13 protein-coding genes are annotated in these 15,455 nt (G+C 37.1%); 9 read left to right on the top strand and 4 right to left on the bottom strand.

The features are described from left to right. Positions 1-58: 58 nt before the first annotated feature. The 3 genes from ACH3PA_RS17160 (at position 59) to aroQ (ending at position 1,668) form a co-directional block, all read left to right on the top strand. Positions 59-658, top strand: a complete 600-nt coding sequence (locus tag ACH3PA_RS17160) for a porin family protein (RefSeq protein ID WP_416442303.1) — start codon at positions 59-61, stop codon at positions 656-658. Positions 659-802: 144 nt separating this feature from the next. Beyond that, entirely contained in the window at positions 803-1,153 is a 351-nt protein-coding gene (locus ACH3PA_RS17155) for an outer membrane beta-barrel protein (protein WP_416442302.1), read from the top strand. 89 nt (positions 1,154-1,242) lie between these two features. Continuing rightward, positions 1,243-1,668, top strand: a complete 426-nt coding sequence (gene aroQ / locus ACH3PA_RS17150) for a type II 3-dehydroquinate dehydratase (protein WP_416442301.1) — start codon at positions 1,243-1,245, stop codon at positions 1,666-1,668. A 72-nt stretch (positions 1,669-1,740) separates the two neighbouring features. On the opposite strand, the gene lpdA is transcribed toward aroQ, so the two are convergent. From lpdA to msrB (ACH3PA_RS17130), 4 genes are all read right to left on the bottom strand, one after another. Then, entirely contained in the window at positions 1,741-3,117 is a 1,377-nt protein-coding gene (lpdA, locus tag ACH3PA_RS17145) for a dihydrolipoyl dehydrogenase (protein ID WP_416442300.1), read from the bottom strand. 202 nt (positions 3,118-3,319) lie between these two features. After that, positions 3,320-3,874 carry a collagen-like protein gene (locus ACH3PA_RS17140; protein WP_416442299.1) on the bottom strand — a complete coding sequence of 185 codons (555 nt, stop codon included), beginning with the start codon at positions 3,872-3,874 and terminating at the stop codon, positions 3,320-3,322. Between the two features lie 63 nt (positions 3,875-3,937). Continuing rightward, on the bottom strand, positions 3,938-4,330 hold the full coding sequence (gene msrB, locus ACH3PA_RS17135) for a peptide-methionine (R)-S-oxide reductase MsrB (protein WP_416442298.1): 393 nt from the start codon (positions 4,328-4,330) through the stop codon (positions 3,938-3,940). 9 nt (positions 4,331-4,339) lie between these two features. Further along, the gene (gene msrB, locus ACH3PA_RS17130) at positions 4,340-4,810 is read right to left on the bottom strand and encodes a peptide-methionine (R)-S-oxide reductase MsrB (RefSeq protein WP_416442297.1); all 471 of its coding nucleotides are present in this window, start codon (positions 4,808-4,810) and stop codon (positions 4,340-4,342) included. 181 nt (positions 4,811-4,991) lie between these two features. On the opposite strand from msrB (ACH3PA_RS17130), the gene ACH3PA_RS17125 reads away from it, so the two are divergent. From ACH3PA_RS17125 to ACH3PA_RS17100, 6 genes are all read left to right on the top strand, one after another. Beyond that, positions 4,992-6,926: an alpha-1,4-glucan--maltose-1-phosphate maltosyltransferase gene (locus ACH3PA_RS17125; RefSeq protein WP_416442296.1), complete on the top strand. Its 1,935-nt coding sequence runs from the start codon at positions 4,992-4,994 to the stop codon at positions 6,924-6,926. A 60-nt stretch (positions 6,927-6,986) separates the two neighbouring features. After that, complete coding sequence (locus tag ACH3PA_RS17120) at positions 6,987-8,624, top strand: phosphotransferase (RefSeq protein ID WP_416442295.1); 1,638 nt, start codon at positions 6,987-6,989, stop codon at positions 8,622-8,624. After that, on the top strand, positions 8,617-10,548 hold the full coding sequence (glgB, locus tag ACH3PA_RS17115; RefSeq protein WP_416442294.1) for a 1,4-alpha-glucan branching protein GlgB: 1,932 nt from the start codon (positions 8,617-8,619) through the stop codon (positions 10,546-10,548). Before ACH3PA_RS17120 ends, glgB begins: the two co-directional genes overlap by 8 nt. Before the next feature lie 91 nt (positions 10,549-10,639). After that, entirely contained in the window at positions 10,640-13,039 is a 2,400-nt protein-coding gene (locus ACH3PA_RS17110) for a glycoside hydrolase family 31 protein (RefSeq protein WP_416442293.1), read from the top strand. 88 nt (positions 13,040-13,127) lie between these two features. Next, a complete protein-coding gene (locus ACH3PA_RS17105; protein ID WP_416442292.1) occupies positions 13,128-13,946 on the top strand; it encodes a M48 family metallopeptidase in 819 nt (272 codons plus the stop codon). 79 nt (positions 13,947-14,025) lie between these two features. Beyond that, entirely contained in the window at positions 14,026-15,366 is a 1,341-nt protein-coding gene (locus ACH3PA_RS17100) for an MFS transporter (protein WP_416442291.1), read from the top strand. The last annotated feature ends 89 nt before the right edge of the window (positions 15,367-15,455 follow it).

Here is a 15,455-nt window from a genome sequence, read left to right as displayed (position 1 = left end):
CTTATTACCGCTAAATAAATTGAGCCATTAGATTTGTATAAATTTAAAAATTAAAATTATGAAAAAGCTTATTGCATTAGCAACAGTATTAGTATTAGGAACCGGAGCGGCTAACGCTCAGGAATTTGTACAATTTGGTGTAAAAGGTGGTGTTAATTTTGCGACGATTACAGGTGATGACTTTGACAGTCCAGACTCAAGAACGAGTTTTAATGTAGGTTTATTGGCAGAGGTTCCTTTATCAGAACGTTTTTCTATTCAGCCAGAGGTTTTGTATTCGGGACAGGGGTTTGATGCTGTAAGATTTGATCAGGATAATGCACTTGATAATGATCAAAATGTAGAGTATCAACTTGATTATGTACAGGTACCTGTACTTGCTAAAATATATTTAGTAGACGGTTTGAGTTTACAGGCAGGTCCATCTTTCAACTTTAAAGTAAATGAAGAAATAGATTCTCAGCCTAATGATGATGAGGGAGATTTTGATCTTGATTCTGCACAGGATTTTGAATTTGGCGGTGCAGCTGGTCTTGAGTATAAGTTTGCTAACGGATTTTTAATTCAGGGTCGTTACAACTACGGTTTTACCGAAACTTTTGAAGACAGCGACGCACATAATTCTACCTTTCAGGTGGGAGTAGGTTTTATGTTTTAAATAATTTTCACTGAAATCAAATTAAAAGCACCCATAAGGGTGCTTTTTTTGTTTTGTAATTTGTGAAACGGTATAACTTTAATAAAGTCCTTTATATGAAGTGAAAAGCTCTAACTTCAATTAAATTATTTTATATAATAATTTATGTATAAACTATATATTGCCTTTTGCATTTTCGTATATTCAATCAGTTCGACTTCAGCACAAGAAGTATTGCCAAGAACGCTGTCAGAATTTGATGCAGATCAAAAGCTTGGTGATTCTAGATTTAGTCTGGTAGCAGGACCAGAGGCAAACTTTTTTATAGATGAAACCGGTAAAGATCTTAATAGTTTTGGTGTAGGTTTAGGTATTGGTTTGCAATACGAGATCTCAAATTCTCTTTTGATAGAAGGTCGATATTCTTTTGGTATCACAAACAAATTTAATACGATGCCAGATGATTATGCCTCAAGATTTAATACCTTTTATATCTCACTTATTTACCGATTTTAATGCCTTTAGGGCTACTTTTTATTAAGCGGCCCCCGATTCTTTTTTTATGCGATTAAAACGGGTACATTTAAAACTTTAAATTTGTATTGATGAGTAAAGAATTAAAGATACTTATAATAAACGGTCCCAATCTTAATCTTCTGGGTAAACGTGAGCCTGATGTCTATGGGAGTCAGTCTTTTGAAGATTATTTTTCTAAGCTGCAGTTTCAGTTTAAGGAGACAGAGCTCTCTTATTTTCAGTCAAATAATGAAGGAGATTTAATTACAAAAATTCAGCAGGCTGATGATGAATTTGATGGCATTGTGCTCAACGCAGCTGCCTATACGCATACTTCTGTAGGGATAGGTGATGCCATTGCCGCAATTAAAACACCTGTAATAGAAGTGCATATTTCTAACACATTTGCCAGAGAAGAATTTAGACATCATTCTTATATTTCGCCTAAAGCCAAAGGAATAATTTTAGGATTCGGACTCAAAAGTTATGAGCTCGCCATTCAAAGTTTTCTATAAAAAATACTATTGAAGCATAAAAAAACTCCGAAGTAAGCTTCGGAGTTTTTTGTTTTATATATATGTATTGACTTATAAGTGAATCACTTCATCGTAAGCAGCCGCTACAGCTTCCATCACAGCCTCACTCATAGTAGGGTGCGGGTGAACAGCCTTAAGAACTTCATGACCTGTAGTCTCAAGTTTTCTGCCTAAAACAGCTTCAGCGATCATATCGGTCACGCCGGCACCAATCATATGGCATCCTAACCATTCACCATATTTAGCATCAAAAATAACTTTTACAAAACCTTCTTTGTTTCCGGAAGCACTTGCTTTACCTGAAGCCGAGAACGGGAATTTACCTACTTTAATGTCATAACCCGCTTCTTTGGCTTGTTTTTCTGTCATACCTACAGAAGCAATTTCTGGTGAAGCATATGTACATCCCGGTATGTTGCCATAATCAAGTTTTGATACATGCATACCTTTTATTTTCTCTACGCAGATTATACCTTCTGCAGAGGCTACGTGAGCCAGAGCAGGGCCGTGGGTAACATCGCCAATTGCATAATAACCCGGCATATTTGTATTATACCAGTCATTAACTACAATCTTATCTCTGTCTGTGATAATGCCCACATCTTCAAGACCTATATTCTCAATATTGGTTTTAATACCTACGGCAGAAAGAACTACATCTGCTTCTAATTTTTCTTCTCCTTTTTGAGTTTTTACGGTTGCTACCACACCGTCTCCAGAAGTGTCTACAGACTCTACTGAAGAATTGGTCATAACTTTAATACCTGCCTTTTTAAAAGAACGCTCAAATTGCTTTGATACTTCTTCATCTTCAAGCGGAACCAACGTAGGTAAAAACTCTACAATAGTAACTTCTGTGCCCATAGAGTTGTAGAAGTTTGCAAACTCAACACCTATAGCTCCAGAACCTACAACGATCATCTTTTTAGGCTGCTCTTTTAAAGTCATTGCTTCACGGTAACCTATAACTTTCTTGCCGTCTTGTTTAAGATTAGGCAGTTCGCGAGATTTTGCGCCCGTTGCAATTATGATGTGGTCTGCACTATATTCTGTGCCATCAACATCTATTTTCTTTCCGGGTTTTAGTTTCCCATAACCGTTGATAACTTCAATTTTATTTTTTTTCATCAGGAATTGAACACCTTTGCTCATTCCGTCTGCTACATCTCTGCTTCGTTTTACAACTGCACTAAAATCTTTGTCTGCACCGTCTACCTTTAAGCCATAATCTTCAGCATGTTTTAGGTATTCAAAAACCTGCGCGCTTTTTAAAAGTGCTTTTGTAGGAATACATCCCCAGTTAAGACAAACACCACCCAGACTTTCTTTTTCTACAATTGCGGTCTTAAAACCTAACTGTGAGGCGCGAATAGCGGTTACATAACCTCCCGGGCCACTTCCTAAAACAATGATATCGAACTTGCTCATATTTTTTGGTCAAAATTAAGCCACGAATTTACGCATTATTAACCTAAACTAAAAGAGAGAAGGCTTTCTAAAAATCGGTCAATATGATATGAAAATCGGGGAAATAAGGCTAAAAATTACTAATTAATTACAAAAGAAAAGGCTTGCAGACGACGCTTAAAGCGACCGCGAGCAAGCCTTCTACAAGAATATTTTATATAATCTACATCTGAACTTTTGTAACCTCTGCTTCAGATAGTTTTAACGCACCCATCACATCACTGAAATTAGAATAATCACCATTAAAATCTTTCGCCATTAAGGCAGGGATTATAGCAACTCGTATAACCTGATTATCTGTAAATCCCGTGTCAAGATCTGCAAGGTCGTGATCACCATCTATAAATAACTCTGTATCTAAAAACGTATGATTGTATACATATTGTATGGTGCCTTTATCCAGAAAGAAATTTTGAGGCATCAAGCTCCATGCATCTGCAGTGCTGCCATCATTAAGCTCAACAGTAGAATCTAAACGATAAACAAGAACAACATCATTCTCAAACACTTCAAAATCTGTAAAATCGCTATAAGTTAAAAGTGTAGACCATAGGTTGTTATCTGCTTCATAATCGTAATTTACATTTTCGACTTCAAATATTGCAGGCATCTCTGCATCTACACCATCATAACCGGGAGGGCCTTGTGGTCCCTGATCACCTTCACAGGAAATTAGACCTGCGGCTAATACGCTAAAGAGTATAAAAATTTTTTTCATAATTGTATTTAGTTAAATTTAATAAGTGTAATCAACATCTGTTCCAAAAAAAAAACAAGTGCCTTAATTCTCAAAGTCAATGCTAGCGGAATTTATGCAATAGCGCTGTCCTGTTTGTGTAGGACCGTCATCAAAAACATGACCCAGATGACTTCCGCAATTTGCGCATAAGATTTCTGTACGCACCATGCCAAAAGTTGTATCTCTTACATACTCAACCGCACCATCTATCGCTTCATCAAAACTAGGCCAGCCACAACTACTTTCAAACTTGCTATTGCTTTCAAAAAGTTTTGCATCACAAGCAGCGCAGTGATATGTGCCATCTGCAAAATGAAGGTTGTATTTACCCGTATGCGGGCGTTCTGTTCCTTTTTGTCTTAGTACGTGGTACTGCTCTTCACCCAGAAGCTCTTTCCACTCGGCTTCTGATTTTTCTACAGGATATTTTTTCATTAGTTATTTTTATTTAGAAGGTATAAAATTTAGGGCTGCACCATTTATACAGTGCCTTTTGCCAGTAGTATTTCTAGGGCCATCATTAAATACGTGACCCAGATGACCGCCACATTGCGCGCAATGTTCTTCTGTGCGTGTGTAACCTAATTTGCGATCTGTAGAATATTCTACATTGCCCTCTACGGCTCTGTCAAAAGAAGGCCATCCAGTACCGCTGTCAAATTTATATTGACTTTCAAAAACCGGAGTTCCACAGGCTGCACAAACATAGGTGCCTTTCTCTTTAATACGTAACAAATCACTTGAGAAAGCGCGCTCTGTGCCTTCTTCTCTTAAAATATTATATTCTGCCGCAGAGAGTTCAGCTTTCCATTCAGAATCGGTTTTTTGTATAGGGAAAGGTTTTTTCTTTTCCTGAGCGTTGCCATTGCAACCTATAAATGTGATGCAAATAAAAGCAACCAAGAGTTCTTTCATAGGTATTTTTGTATAAAATTAGTCAAAGAGAATGCCAACTAAACTGAAGCTTAACTGTTTTAACAAAAGTCTAACTTAAAGCCAAAAAATATTATAAACTATCAATGGATTACGGACAATAATGTGGATATGTTAGATATTATCCCTATTTTTAAAAAGCATTAACCAACTTATTTATCTCTTGAGACAACAACGCATTATAATTGAAAATATAGCTCCGCAACTACAAGGTGGGGCTTTTTTTATTAAACGAGTAATTGGTGAGTCAGTCACCGTCACTGCAGATGTTTTAGGTGATGGTCATGACGTTTTGCAAGCTGAAGTTTGCTATAAGCCTAAGTCTGAAAAAGAGTGGAAAACCGTTCGTCTTGATTTTGTCAATAATGATGAATATACAGCCACTTTTAAGGTAGAAAAACAAGGTTTTTATGATTACAAAATAAAAGGATGGATAGATGATGCTCTTAATTGGCAACACGGTATAGAGGTAAAGATAAAAGACGGGCAGCATGTAAAAAGTGAACTTCTTGATGGTTTAAAACATCTTGATGCTCTCATTCCGCAAGTACAGAATTATGAGGTAGAATTTTTGCAAGGTGCAAAGGCAGTATTTAGTGATGAGAGTCACTATGATGAAGCAATATCTATTGCTACCACAGAAAGACTACATGATCTGTTTTTTCATTATCCCATTCGCCATTTAGCAAATGAAAGCGACATACTTGAAGTGTATGTAGATAGAAAGAAAGCTGGTTTTAGTACGTGGTATGAATTTTTCCCCAGATCTGCATCGCAGGAGCCGGGCAAACACGGGACGTTTAAAGACTGTGAGAGACTGTTGCCACGAGTGGCAGCCATGGGTTTTGATACCTTGTATTTTCCGCCCATTCACCCCATTGGAGAAAAAAATAGAAAGGGAAAAAATAATGCTACAAATGCACAGGAAGGCGATAGTGGTGTGCCCTGGGCCATAGGTTCAAAATTAGGAGGTCATAAATCAATACACCCTGAATTAGGTACTGAGCAGGACTTTAGAGATCTTATTAAAAATGCGAATGAGCGTGGAATCGAAATTGCGATGGATTTAGCTTTTCAATGTGCACCAGATCATCCATATTTAACAGAACATCCGGAATGGTTTAAAAAACGACCTGACGGCACAATGCAATATGCTGAGAACCCGCCAAAAAAGTACCAGGATATAGTCAATTTTAATTGGGATACGCCCGATTTTAAAAGCCTTTGGGAAGAACTTTTAAGTGTTGCCCTGCACTGGATTGATTTTGGTGTGAAAATTTTCAGAGTTGATAATCCGCATACTAAGCCTTTTTATTTCTGGAATTGGTTTATTGCCGAAATAAAGAAAAAACACCCTGATGTGTTATTCCTTGCCGAAGCTTTTTCAAGACCTAAGATCATGCAACAATTGGCTAAACAGGGTTATTCTCAATCGTATACTTATTTTACCTGGCGTACAAGTAAGCAGGAGCTTACGACCTACATGAATGAACTAACACAAACCAAACAGAAAGAATATTTTAGACCTAATTTTTGGCCAAATACCCCAGATATAAATGCATATCATATGCAGGGAGCTAATGAATCGCAACATCTCATACGCTATGCCCTGGCAGCAACTTTAAGCGGGAATATTGGATTATATGGGCCTGTTTATGAATTTATGGTTTCAGATGCCGTTCCCGGCAAAGAGGAATATATGCATTCTGAAAAGTATCAGATTAATCACTGGGATTGGGAACATGAGAATAAATTGGGCAGGCTTATTTCAAAAATAAATTCTATAAGACATCATCATCCTGCATTGCAGCAGACTAATAATATAAAATTTTGCGAGATACAGAATGAAGGTATAATGGCCTTCTATAAATGGAATGAAGATAAAACGAATCAATTACTAATAATCATAAGCCTTGATCCTTATTACGTGCAACAGGGTTATGTACAGTTGCCACTAGATGAACTGGGAATAAATGAAGGACATGCGGTTGCAGTAAAGGATCTGGTGACCGAAAGTACCTATACCTGGCACGCAGAGTGGAATTTTGTAGAGTTGCATCCTGCGATACCATTCCACATTTTTCAAATATTTAAGTAGAACCAACAATTATAAACCAGACGGGATATCCCGCCAGCATATAGATTAAAAATATTAGCCATGGGAGCGGAAGAAACCATACATAAAAACTTAATTTTTAAATACGATTGCAGCTGGCATGAACTCTTAGAACAGGAACGTTTTAAGAAGGAGTTTTGTGAGGATGTTCTGGAATCCTACATCTTAAATCAGCGTTGGTATGGCGGTAAGGCTAGTGCATTAAAATATATAGAGATCATAGATTACTTTCCTATAGAAAAAGGATCTGAACGATTTTATGGGATTGTATTGGAAGTTAATTTTAAAGAAGCGTTTGTACAGAATTACTTTTTGCCCATTGCTTTTGTTACAGATAAGGATTATGCAAAAGAAAATGTCATCACTTATCTGGATCTTAACGGTGAGCAAGGCTACCTTGTTGATGCATTATATCTTGAGCATTTTAGAATACAGATCTTTGACAAGATACTAGAAGGTGAAAAATACAAATATCAGGATGTAGCATACCGCCGTGGCAGACAGTGGGACGCGACTGAATATAAAAGCAGTCGGTTTTTAGGAGCAGATCAAAGTAATACCTCTATAGTTTACAATGAACGTTATATTTTAAAGATATTCAGAAGGGTTTATGTAGACGAGAATCCAGATTATGAGATCAATAAATATCTCACGATGAAGGGCTCTTTTAAAAATACACCAAAATACTGTGGTAGTATTACACTAAGATTTAGTGATAAGAATGTCATTACGCTCGGGCTGATGCAGGAATTAGTGCCTAATGATGGCGATGCGTGGGAATATTTTACTAATAATTTAAAAGCTGCTTTTACAACACTTTCAGAGCAACAAATTGATATTAAAGCGCTTAAGGTTGCGAGACCATTTCAACAACTAGAAATATCAGATATACCTGAATCTATTCTTTCCTGGTGCCCTAAAGAGATTTTTGAAGATACTGCCCAGCTTGCGGTGCGCTCTGCGCAAATGCATATTGCGCTAGGTGAGGAGCGTGTAAATACTGCTTTTACTCCACAACCTTTTGGCAATGACTACACAGTGTGGCTTAAGAACAGACTAATTTACATGTTTGAGAATCGGGTAAATCTTGTTGAAAATAATCTACATAAGTTAGAAGATATGCGCCTTGAGTTGGCTCAGGAGTTTATTGGTAACAAAAAGATAATTAGACAACGTCTGCTTGATTTTGATGAAGATAAATTGAAAAGTGAGCGGTTACGTATTCATGGTGATTATCATTTAGGCCAGGTGCTTGTGAGCAATCGTGATTTTTACATTATTGATTTTGAAGGTGAGCCAGAAAGTACAATTCGAGACAGAAAAGTAAAACAACCGCCTATCAAGGATATTGCCGGTATGTTTAGGTCTTTTCATTATGCTATTTATGCCACGATCTTCAATAATCAGGAGTCATTTAATTATGATATAGAAGATTTGTTTCATGCAGCAGAAGTGCTTTACAGTCACTTGATAGGTGTATTTTTAAAAACCTATGTATCTCAGGTGCAACAGGCAAATCTAAACATAGGATATATTAAAGAAATAGAATTTTTATTACAATATTGCTTACTTGAGAAAGCTGTCTATGAGTTAGGCTATGAGCTTAACGCAAGACCCAGATGGGCAATAATCCCCCTTAAGGGAATTTCAAACATACTTAACGAAAAAGTAAATGAGTAACGTACAAACATACAGTTTATTAACAGATTTTGATATTGACTTATTTAAATCAGGTAAGCATTTCCGGTTATATGAAAAACTAGGATCACACCCTGTGGTCGTAGAAGGAGTAAAGGGAACATACTTTGCTGTATGGGCTCCCAGCGCTAAGGCAGTTTCTGTAGTGGGAGATTTTAATTTCTGGCTTGAAGGAGAACATAAACTAAATGTGCGTTGGGACGGTAGCGGTATTTGGGAAGGTTTTATTCCGGGAATAGAAGCGGGAACACTTTATAAGTACAAGATTCAATCTCATAACAACGATTTTAAAAGTGAAAAAGCAGATCCGTTTGCTTTGCGGGCAGAGCATCCTCCTAAGACAGCATCTGTAGTTTATGACCTTAGTTATAAATGGAAGGATAAAAACTGGATGAATAAACGTGCTAAACACAATGCGATAGATAAACCGTTTTCAGTTTATGAAGTACATGCCAGTTCATGGAAGAAAAAGGCAGAAGAAAACCGCAGCTTAAGTTATACAGAATTATCAGATGAACTGGTTAATTATGTAAAAGAAGTAGGCTTTACCCATGTAGAGTTCATGCCTATTATGGAATATCCTTATGATCCCAGCTGGGGTTATCAACTCACGGGGTATTTTGCACCAACTTCCCGCTTTGGTTATCCAGAAGAATTTATGCTGCTTATAGATAAATTTCATAAGGCAGGAATAGGAGTTATTTTAGATTGGGTGCCATCTCATTTTCCGGAAGATGCACACGGGCTTGGCTTTTTTGACGGCTCGCATTTATATGAGCATCCCGATAGAAAAAGAGGGTATCACCCAGACTGGAAATCTTTGATCTTTAATTATGGGCGAAATGAGGTACGTGCTTTTTTAATAAGTAATGCTTTATTTTGGTTAGATAAATATCATGTAGATGCTTTGCGAGTAGATGCGGTTGCTTCAATGTTGTATCTGGATTATTCACGTGAAGATGGAGAATGGGAGCCTAATATCTATGGCGGAAGAGAAAATCTTGAAGCTGTTTCCTTCTTGAAAGAGTTCAATATGGAAGTTTATAAAAACTTCCCTGATGTACAAACTATTGCGGAAGAATCTACCAGTTTCCCTATGGTTTCTAAACCTGTTTATTTAGGTGGTTTAGGGTTTGGTATGAAGTGGATGATGGGCTGGATGCACGACACTTTGCAGTATTTTGCTAAAGAACCTGTTTACAGACAGCATCATCAAAATGATATAACCTTCAGTATGACCTATGCATTTACTGAGAATTTTATGCTGCCGCTGTCACATGATGAGGTAGTATATGGTAAAAAATCAATATTAAGCAGAATGCCAGGTGATGAATGGCAAAGGTTTGCCAATCTGCGTTTGTTATATGGATATATGTTTGTTCATCCCGGTACAAAGCTGCTCTTTCAGGGAGGGGAAATTGGTCAATATGAAGAATGGAATTTTCAACAAAGTATTGATTGGCATTTATTGGAGTATGATTTCCACAAAGGCATTAAACAAACAGTTACAGACCTCAATAAATTATATAAGTCACAACCAGCTCTTTACGAAAAACAATTCAGTAATGAAGGTTTTGAATGGATTGAGTGGAATGACAGTGCTAATTCGGTTTTATCATTTTTAAGAAAAGGTGAAGATCCTAACGATACGCTGGTTATAATTTGCAATTTCACTCCCGTACCAAGAGAAAATTATAGAATAGGAGTGCCAGATAATTTTAAAGCTAAATCTGCTATTTACCAGATATTTAATAGCAATGATAGAAAATATCAGGGCAGTGGTGATTATGTAGCGCATCAATTAACTGTTGATGAAGAAGGATGGAATGGCCGCTCTCAATCTTTAATATTAGATCTGCCGCCATTATCAATAACTGTTCATTCTAAAAAACCTCTAAAGAAGTAACAATTTATTGTTATTGCGAAATAGACTGGCATAATTTCAAATATTGAAATGTATGCCTTTCATTTGTATATCTTAAAAAGAATACCCTCATATGATTACAAATACTGAACTTGTAAATAAAGGGAATCAATTTCCCGATACTATAGTAGATTTTCAAAAAGAAGTAGATACGTTATACTTCACTACAAAAAATGACGTGATACTCCAGCTTACTGTTCTACGTGATAGTGTTGTACGATTTAGATATGGCACTCGCGGCGTTTTAGAAGAAGACTTTTCTTATGCCATTGATCATGAAAATCATACCGGGTATAATCATCTCGAAATATCTGATGACGAAACACATTACGAGATAACTACCGCAAAACTGGTCATAAAGCTAGAAAAATCGAGCCTACAGACTAAAATATTCGATATAGAAGGAAATCTTATTAACGAAGATGAAATCGGATTTCATTATGAAGAGAGCTTTGAATATGGCGGTGATGTGGTAAAAATGAGTAAAAAAGCTCAGCATGGCGAGGGTTTTTATGGTATGGGTGATAAGCCTATGCATTTCAACCTGAGAGGAAAACGTGTGCAAAACTGGGCAACAGATTCTTACGCGTTTGGTAAAGAGCAGGATCCCATTTATAAAAGTGTTCCTTTCTATATTGGTTTAAACCATAAAAAAGCATACGGTATTTTCTTTGATAACACCTTTCGCTCATATTTCGATTTTTGCCAGGAAAGGTTAGATATTACAAGCTTTTGGGCAGATGGTGGCGAGATGAATTACTATTTCATTTATGGTCCACAAATGTCTGAGGTTGTTGAGAATTATACGCATCTTACAGGAAAACCAGAAATGCCACCGCTTTGGGTTTTGGGTTTTCAACAATGTAAATGGAGTTATTACCCTGAAGCTAAAGTTAAAAGTATAGCAAAACAGTTTAGAGACCTTAGAATACCATGTGATGGTATTTACCTGGATATAGATTATATGGAAGGCTTTAGGTGCTTTACCTGGAGCAAAGAGAATTTTCCAGATCCTAAGAAGATGGTGCAGGAGCTGGCAGATGATGGTTTTAAAACTATCGTTATTATAGATCCGGGTATTAAAATCGACAAAGATTATCCTGTTTACCAGGAAGCTTTAGAAAATGATTATTTCTGTAAACGGGCAGATGGGCCTTATATGATGGGGAAAGTATGGCCTGGTCAATGCTGTTTTCCTGATTTTACAAATCCTGATGTACGAGAATGGTGGGCTGGTCTTTTTAAAGAATTGATTGGTGACATAGGCGTAAAAGGCGTATGGAACGATATGAACGAGCCAGCTGTTATGGAGGTTCCTGGTAAGACTTTTCCTGATGATGTACGTCACAATTATGATGGTCATCACTGTAGCCATCGTAAAGCACATAATATTTACGGAACGCAAATGGCGCGCGCTACCTATGAAGGAGTGAAGAAATATGTGTATCCTAAAAGACCTTTTGTTATAACACGTTCCGCTTATAGTGGGGCGCAGCGTTATACCTCATCCTGGACGGGCGATAACGTGGCTACATGGGAGCATCTATGGTTGGCAAATATTCAGGTACAGCGCATGTGCGTTTCTGGCATGTCATTTACGGGTACAGACATTGGTGGTTTTGCAGAACAACCCACAGGTGAGTTATTTGCCAGATGGATTCAACTAGGCGTTTTCCATCCTTTTTGCAGGGTGCACTCTTCTGGTCACCACGGTGATCAGGAACCGTGGTCTTTTGATGATGAGGTTACAGATATAGCTCGCAAGTTTATAGAGATACGTTACACCTTATTGCCGTATTTGTACACCATGTTCTATGATTATTCAACAGATGGTATACCTATGCTTAAACCGCTTGTATACTACGATCAGGATGACCCACAAACACATTATCGGACAGACGAATTTATTTTTGGAAAGAAAATATTAGTATGTCCTATCATAGAACCTAATGCTAAAGGTCGCAGAATGTACGTTCCTAAGGGAAGATGGTATAATTTCTGGGATCATAAGACGATAGAAGGAGGTAAAGAAATGTGGGTAGATGCAGATATAGATATGCTTCCTATTTATGTGAAGGAAGGAGCTGTTATTCCTCGTTATCCTGTTCAGCAATATGTGGGTGAGAAAACTATAGAAGAGCTTACGCTGGAAGTTTACTATGCAAAAGGAGCCGAAGTTTCTCACGTTTATGAAGATTCAGGAGATGGTTATGATTACAAGAAAGGCAGATTTAGCTTGCTTAACTTAAGACTTACAGGTAAGGATAATGAATTGATTCTGCATCAACATAAGACAGGTACTTATGACACATCGTATGATACGATTGCAATAAAGCTAATAGGATTGCCTTTCAAGATCAAAGAAATTGAAATAGATAATGTAAAACAGAATCTAAATTCGTTAGATTTTAAAAAGGAATATCAAATTTTAAAAGTGCCTAAAAACTTTACTGAAATTGATATTTTAGGATAATTTTTAAAACGTTTCCTAAAGTTTAGTAAATGTTAAATGTTGCATTTAGGGGAATTTGTACCTTGACCTCCTAATTAATTAAAGTTCTATGAAGGCAAATAAAATACTAATTCTGGTTTTAACGGTAGTAATGGTTTGCTCGTGTCAAACGAGTCCATTTACAGGAAAAAAGACACTCAATTTCGTGAGCAATGAAGAATTGTTTCCGATGTCTTTTCAGCAATATAATGAGTTCTTATCTGAAAATGAGGTTGTAAAAAATACAGCCGAAGCAAACATGGTAAAAAATGTGGGCTCTAAGATTGCCACTGCTGCAGAGCGTTATATGACAGCTTTGGGATATCCCGGTTATTTGAAAGATTATAAATGGGAATATAATCTTGTGAAAGATGATGCTGTTAACGCTTTTTGTATGCCAGGCGGGAAAATAGTGGTTTATACCGGTATTTTACCTATTACTCAAGATGAAGCCGGCCTTGCAATGGTTATGGGTCATGAACTTGCGCATGCATTAGCAAATCATGGTGCGCAAAGAATGAGTGCCACTCAGCTACAACAAATTGGTGGTGCAGTAGGAGGTGTTGCCTTGGGCGATTCTAATGCTGGCCAGTTATTTAATCAATATTACGGAGTAACCACAGATGTAGGTTTGATGTTGCCATTTAGCAGAAGCCACGAAAGTCAGGCAGATGAGATAGGAACTATAATTGCCGCCATAGCGGGTTATGACCCTTATGAAGCGCCAGAATTATGGAAACGTATGCAGGCAAATTCTGGTGGGCAGGAACCTATGGAAATCTTAAGTACACACCCGTCATCAGCTTCGCGTATACAAGCACTAACCGAAATAGCGCCGAGAGCAAAAGCAGAAGCACAGAAATTTGGAGTTACCAATTTCAAAAGCTAGATTTTAAAAAATAGATCATTAAAAAGCCGTTTGTATAAACGGCTTTTCTATTTTAGAGGCTTGAAATAATACTTCTGCTATGAAAGCACTGCCAAAAGGAGATAAGAAATTATTAAACGCCTGGGCTTTTTACGATTGGGCAAATTCGGTATACAGCCTTGTCATAGTTTCTGCAGTGTTTCCTATTTTTTATGGAGCCATAACGATCACAAAAGATGCTGATGGGAAAATTATTGATGATACAATTGATTTTCTGGGCTTCAGTTTCAATAACGATTCTCTAATAAGTTATGTCACTGCTCTTGCTTTTCTTGCAGTTTCCATATTGAGTCCGTTTTTAAGTGGTATTGCTGATTATATTGGCAATAAGAAGGTTTTTATGAAATTCTTCTGCTACTTAGGTGCATGCTCCTGCATAGGTTTGTTTTGGTTTGATATAGATCATTTAGGCATGAGCCTTACTTTTTACTTTCTCGCTTTGATTGGTTTTTGGGCAAGTTTGGTTTTTTACAATTCGTATTTGCCAGATATCGCTTTTCCTGAGCAGCAGGATAAAATAAGCGCAAAAGGTTATTCTTTAGGTTATATAGGTAGTGTGATTTTACTGGTTATTTGCCTGATTTTGATACTGAATTACGAGGTTTTTGGGTTTGAAAATGAAGGTTTCCCCACAAGATTGTCATTCATCCTTACAGGTATTTGGTGGATAGTTTTTAGTCAATACACCTATAAATATCTGCCGCAGGGAAACAAGCGTGAAAAGTTTACACGTAATGTAATTTTTAACGGATTTAAAGAATTGCGCAAGATTTTTGGTAAATTGAAACATAACAAAGCGCTTAGAAGGTATTTAACCGCCTTTTTCGTTTATAGTATGGCGGTGCAAACCATTATGCTCGTTGCCACCTATTTTGGCATAGAAGAATTAGACTGGGGCACGACTAACAGTACGATGGGTTTGATCATAAGTATTTTACTAATTCAACTAATTGCGATCGTGGGAGCTGTATTAACATCACGAGCTTCGGCACGTTTTGGTAACATCCAGACACTTATTGTTATCAATATCAACTGGATCGCTATTTGTATTTATGCATATACAATTACAACACCTATGCAATTTTATATGACCGCCGCTTGCGTAGGTCTTGTAATGGGAGGCGTGCAGTCACTTTCGCGTTCAACATATTCAAAACTCATTCCCGAAGGTGAGAAAGACACCGCTTCATATTTCAGTTTTTACGATGTTTCAGAAAAAATAGGTATCGTAATTGGGATGTTTAGTTATGGTTATGTTGCTCAGGTGACCAATAGCATACGCAATGCTATTTTATTCTTTATTGTTTTCTTTATAGCAGGGGTGATCCTATTGTTTTTTGTTCCGCGTACGCGAAATGTAAAACCGGAAAAAGCCGCTTAAAAGCCGCTTTTTCGATCTTATTTACCGATATTTTAAGTTATAATACTTTGCTTTAAATCAATTAGATCTAAAGGCGAAAGTACTATGTT

The organism is Leeuwenhoekiella sp. A2, assembly GCF_047946655.1.
Classification (GTDB): Bacteria; Bacteroidota; Bacteroidia; order Flavobacteriales; family Flavobacteriaceae; genus Leeuwenhoekiella.
The sequence above is the reverse complement of the archived record's forward strand: the minus strand, read 5'-3'. Positions and strand labels throughout refer to the sequence as shown.

What these genes read in the sequence shown, in the direction of transcription:
- ACH3PA_RS17160 (WP_416442303.1), top strand. Translation starts at nt 59, where the DNA reads ATGAAAAAGCTTATTGCATTAGCAACAGTATTAGTATTAGGAACCGGA.
- ACH3PA_RS17155 (WP_416442302.1), top strand. Translation starts at nt 803, where the DNA reads ATGTATAAACTATATATTGCCTTTTGCATTTTCGTATATTCAATCAGT.
- aroQ (WP_416442301.1), top strand. Translation starts at nt 1,243, where the DNA reads ATGAGTAAAGAATTAAAGATACTTATAATAAACGGTCCCAATCTTAAT.
- lpdA (WP_416442300.1), bottom strand. Translation starts at nt 3,117, where the DNA reads ATGAGCAAGTTCGATATCATTGTTTTAGGAAGTGGCCCGGGAGGTTAT.
- ACH3PA_RS17140 (WP_416442299.1), bottom strand. Translation starts at nt 3,874, where the DNA reads ATGAAAAAAATTTTTATACTCTTTAGCGTATTAGCCGCAGGTCTAATT.
- msrB (WP_416442298.1), bottom strand. Translation starts at nt 4,330, where the DNA reads ATGAAAAAATATCCTGTAGAAAAATCAGAAGCCGAGTGGAAAGAGCTT.
- msrB (WP_416442297.1), bottom strand. Translation starts at nt 4,810, where the DNA reads ATGAAAGAACTCTTGGTTGCTTTTATTTGCATCACATTTATAGGTTGC.
- ACH3PA_RS17120 (WP_416442295.1), top strand. Translation starts at nt 6,987, where the DNA reads ATGGGAGCGGAAGAAACCATACATAAAAACTTAATTTTTAAATACGAT.
- glgB (WP_416442294.1), top strand. Translation starts at nt 8,617, where the DNA reads ATGAGTAACGTACAAACATACAGTTTATTAACAGATTTTGATATTGAC.
- ACH3PA_RS17110 (WP_416442293.1), top strand. Translation starts at nt 10,640, where the DNA reads ATGATTACAAATACTGAACTTGTAAATAAAGGGAATCAATTTCCCGAT.
- ACH3PA_RS17105 (WP_416442292.1), top strand. Translation starts at nt 13,128, where the DNA reads ATGAAGGCAAATAAAATACTAATTCTGGTTTTAACGGTAGTAATGGTT.
- ACH3PA_RS17100 (WP_416442291.1), top strand. Translation starts at nt 14,026, where the DNA reads ATGAAAGCACTGCCAAAAGGAGATAAGAAATTATTAAACGCCTGGGCT.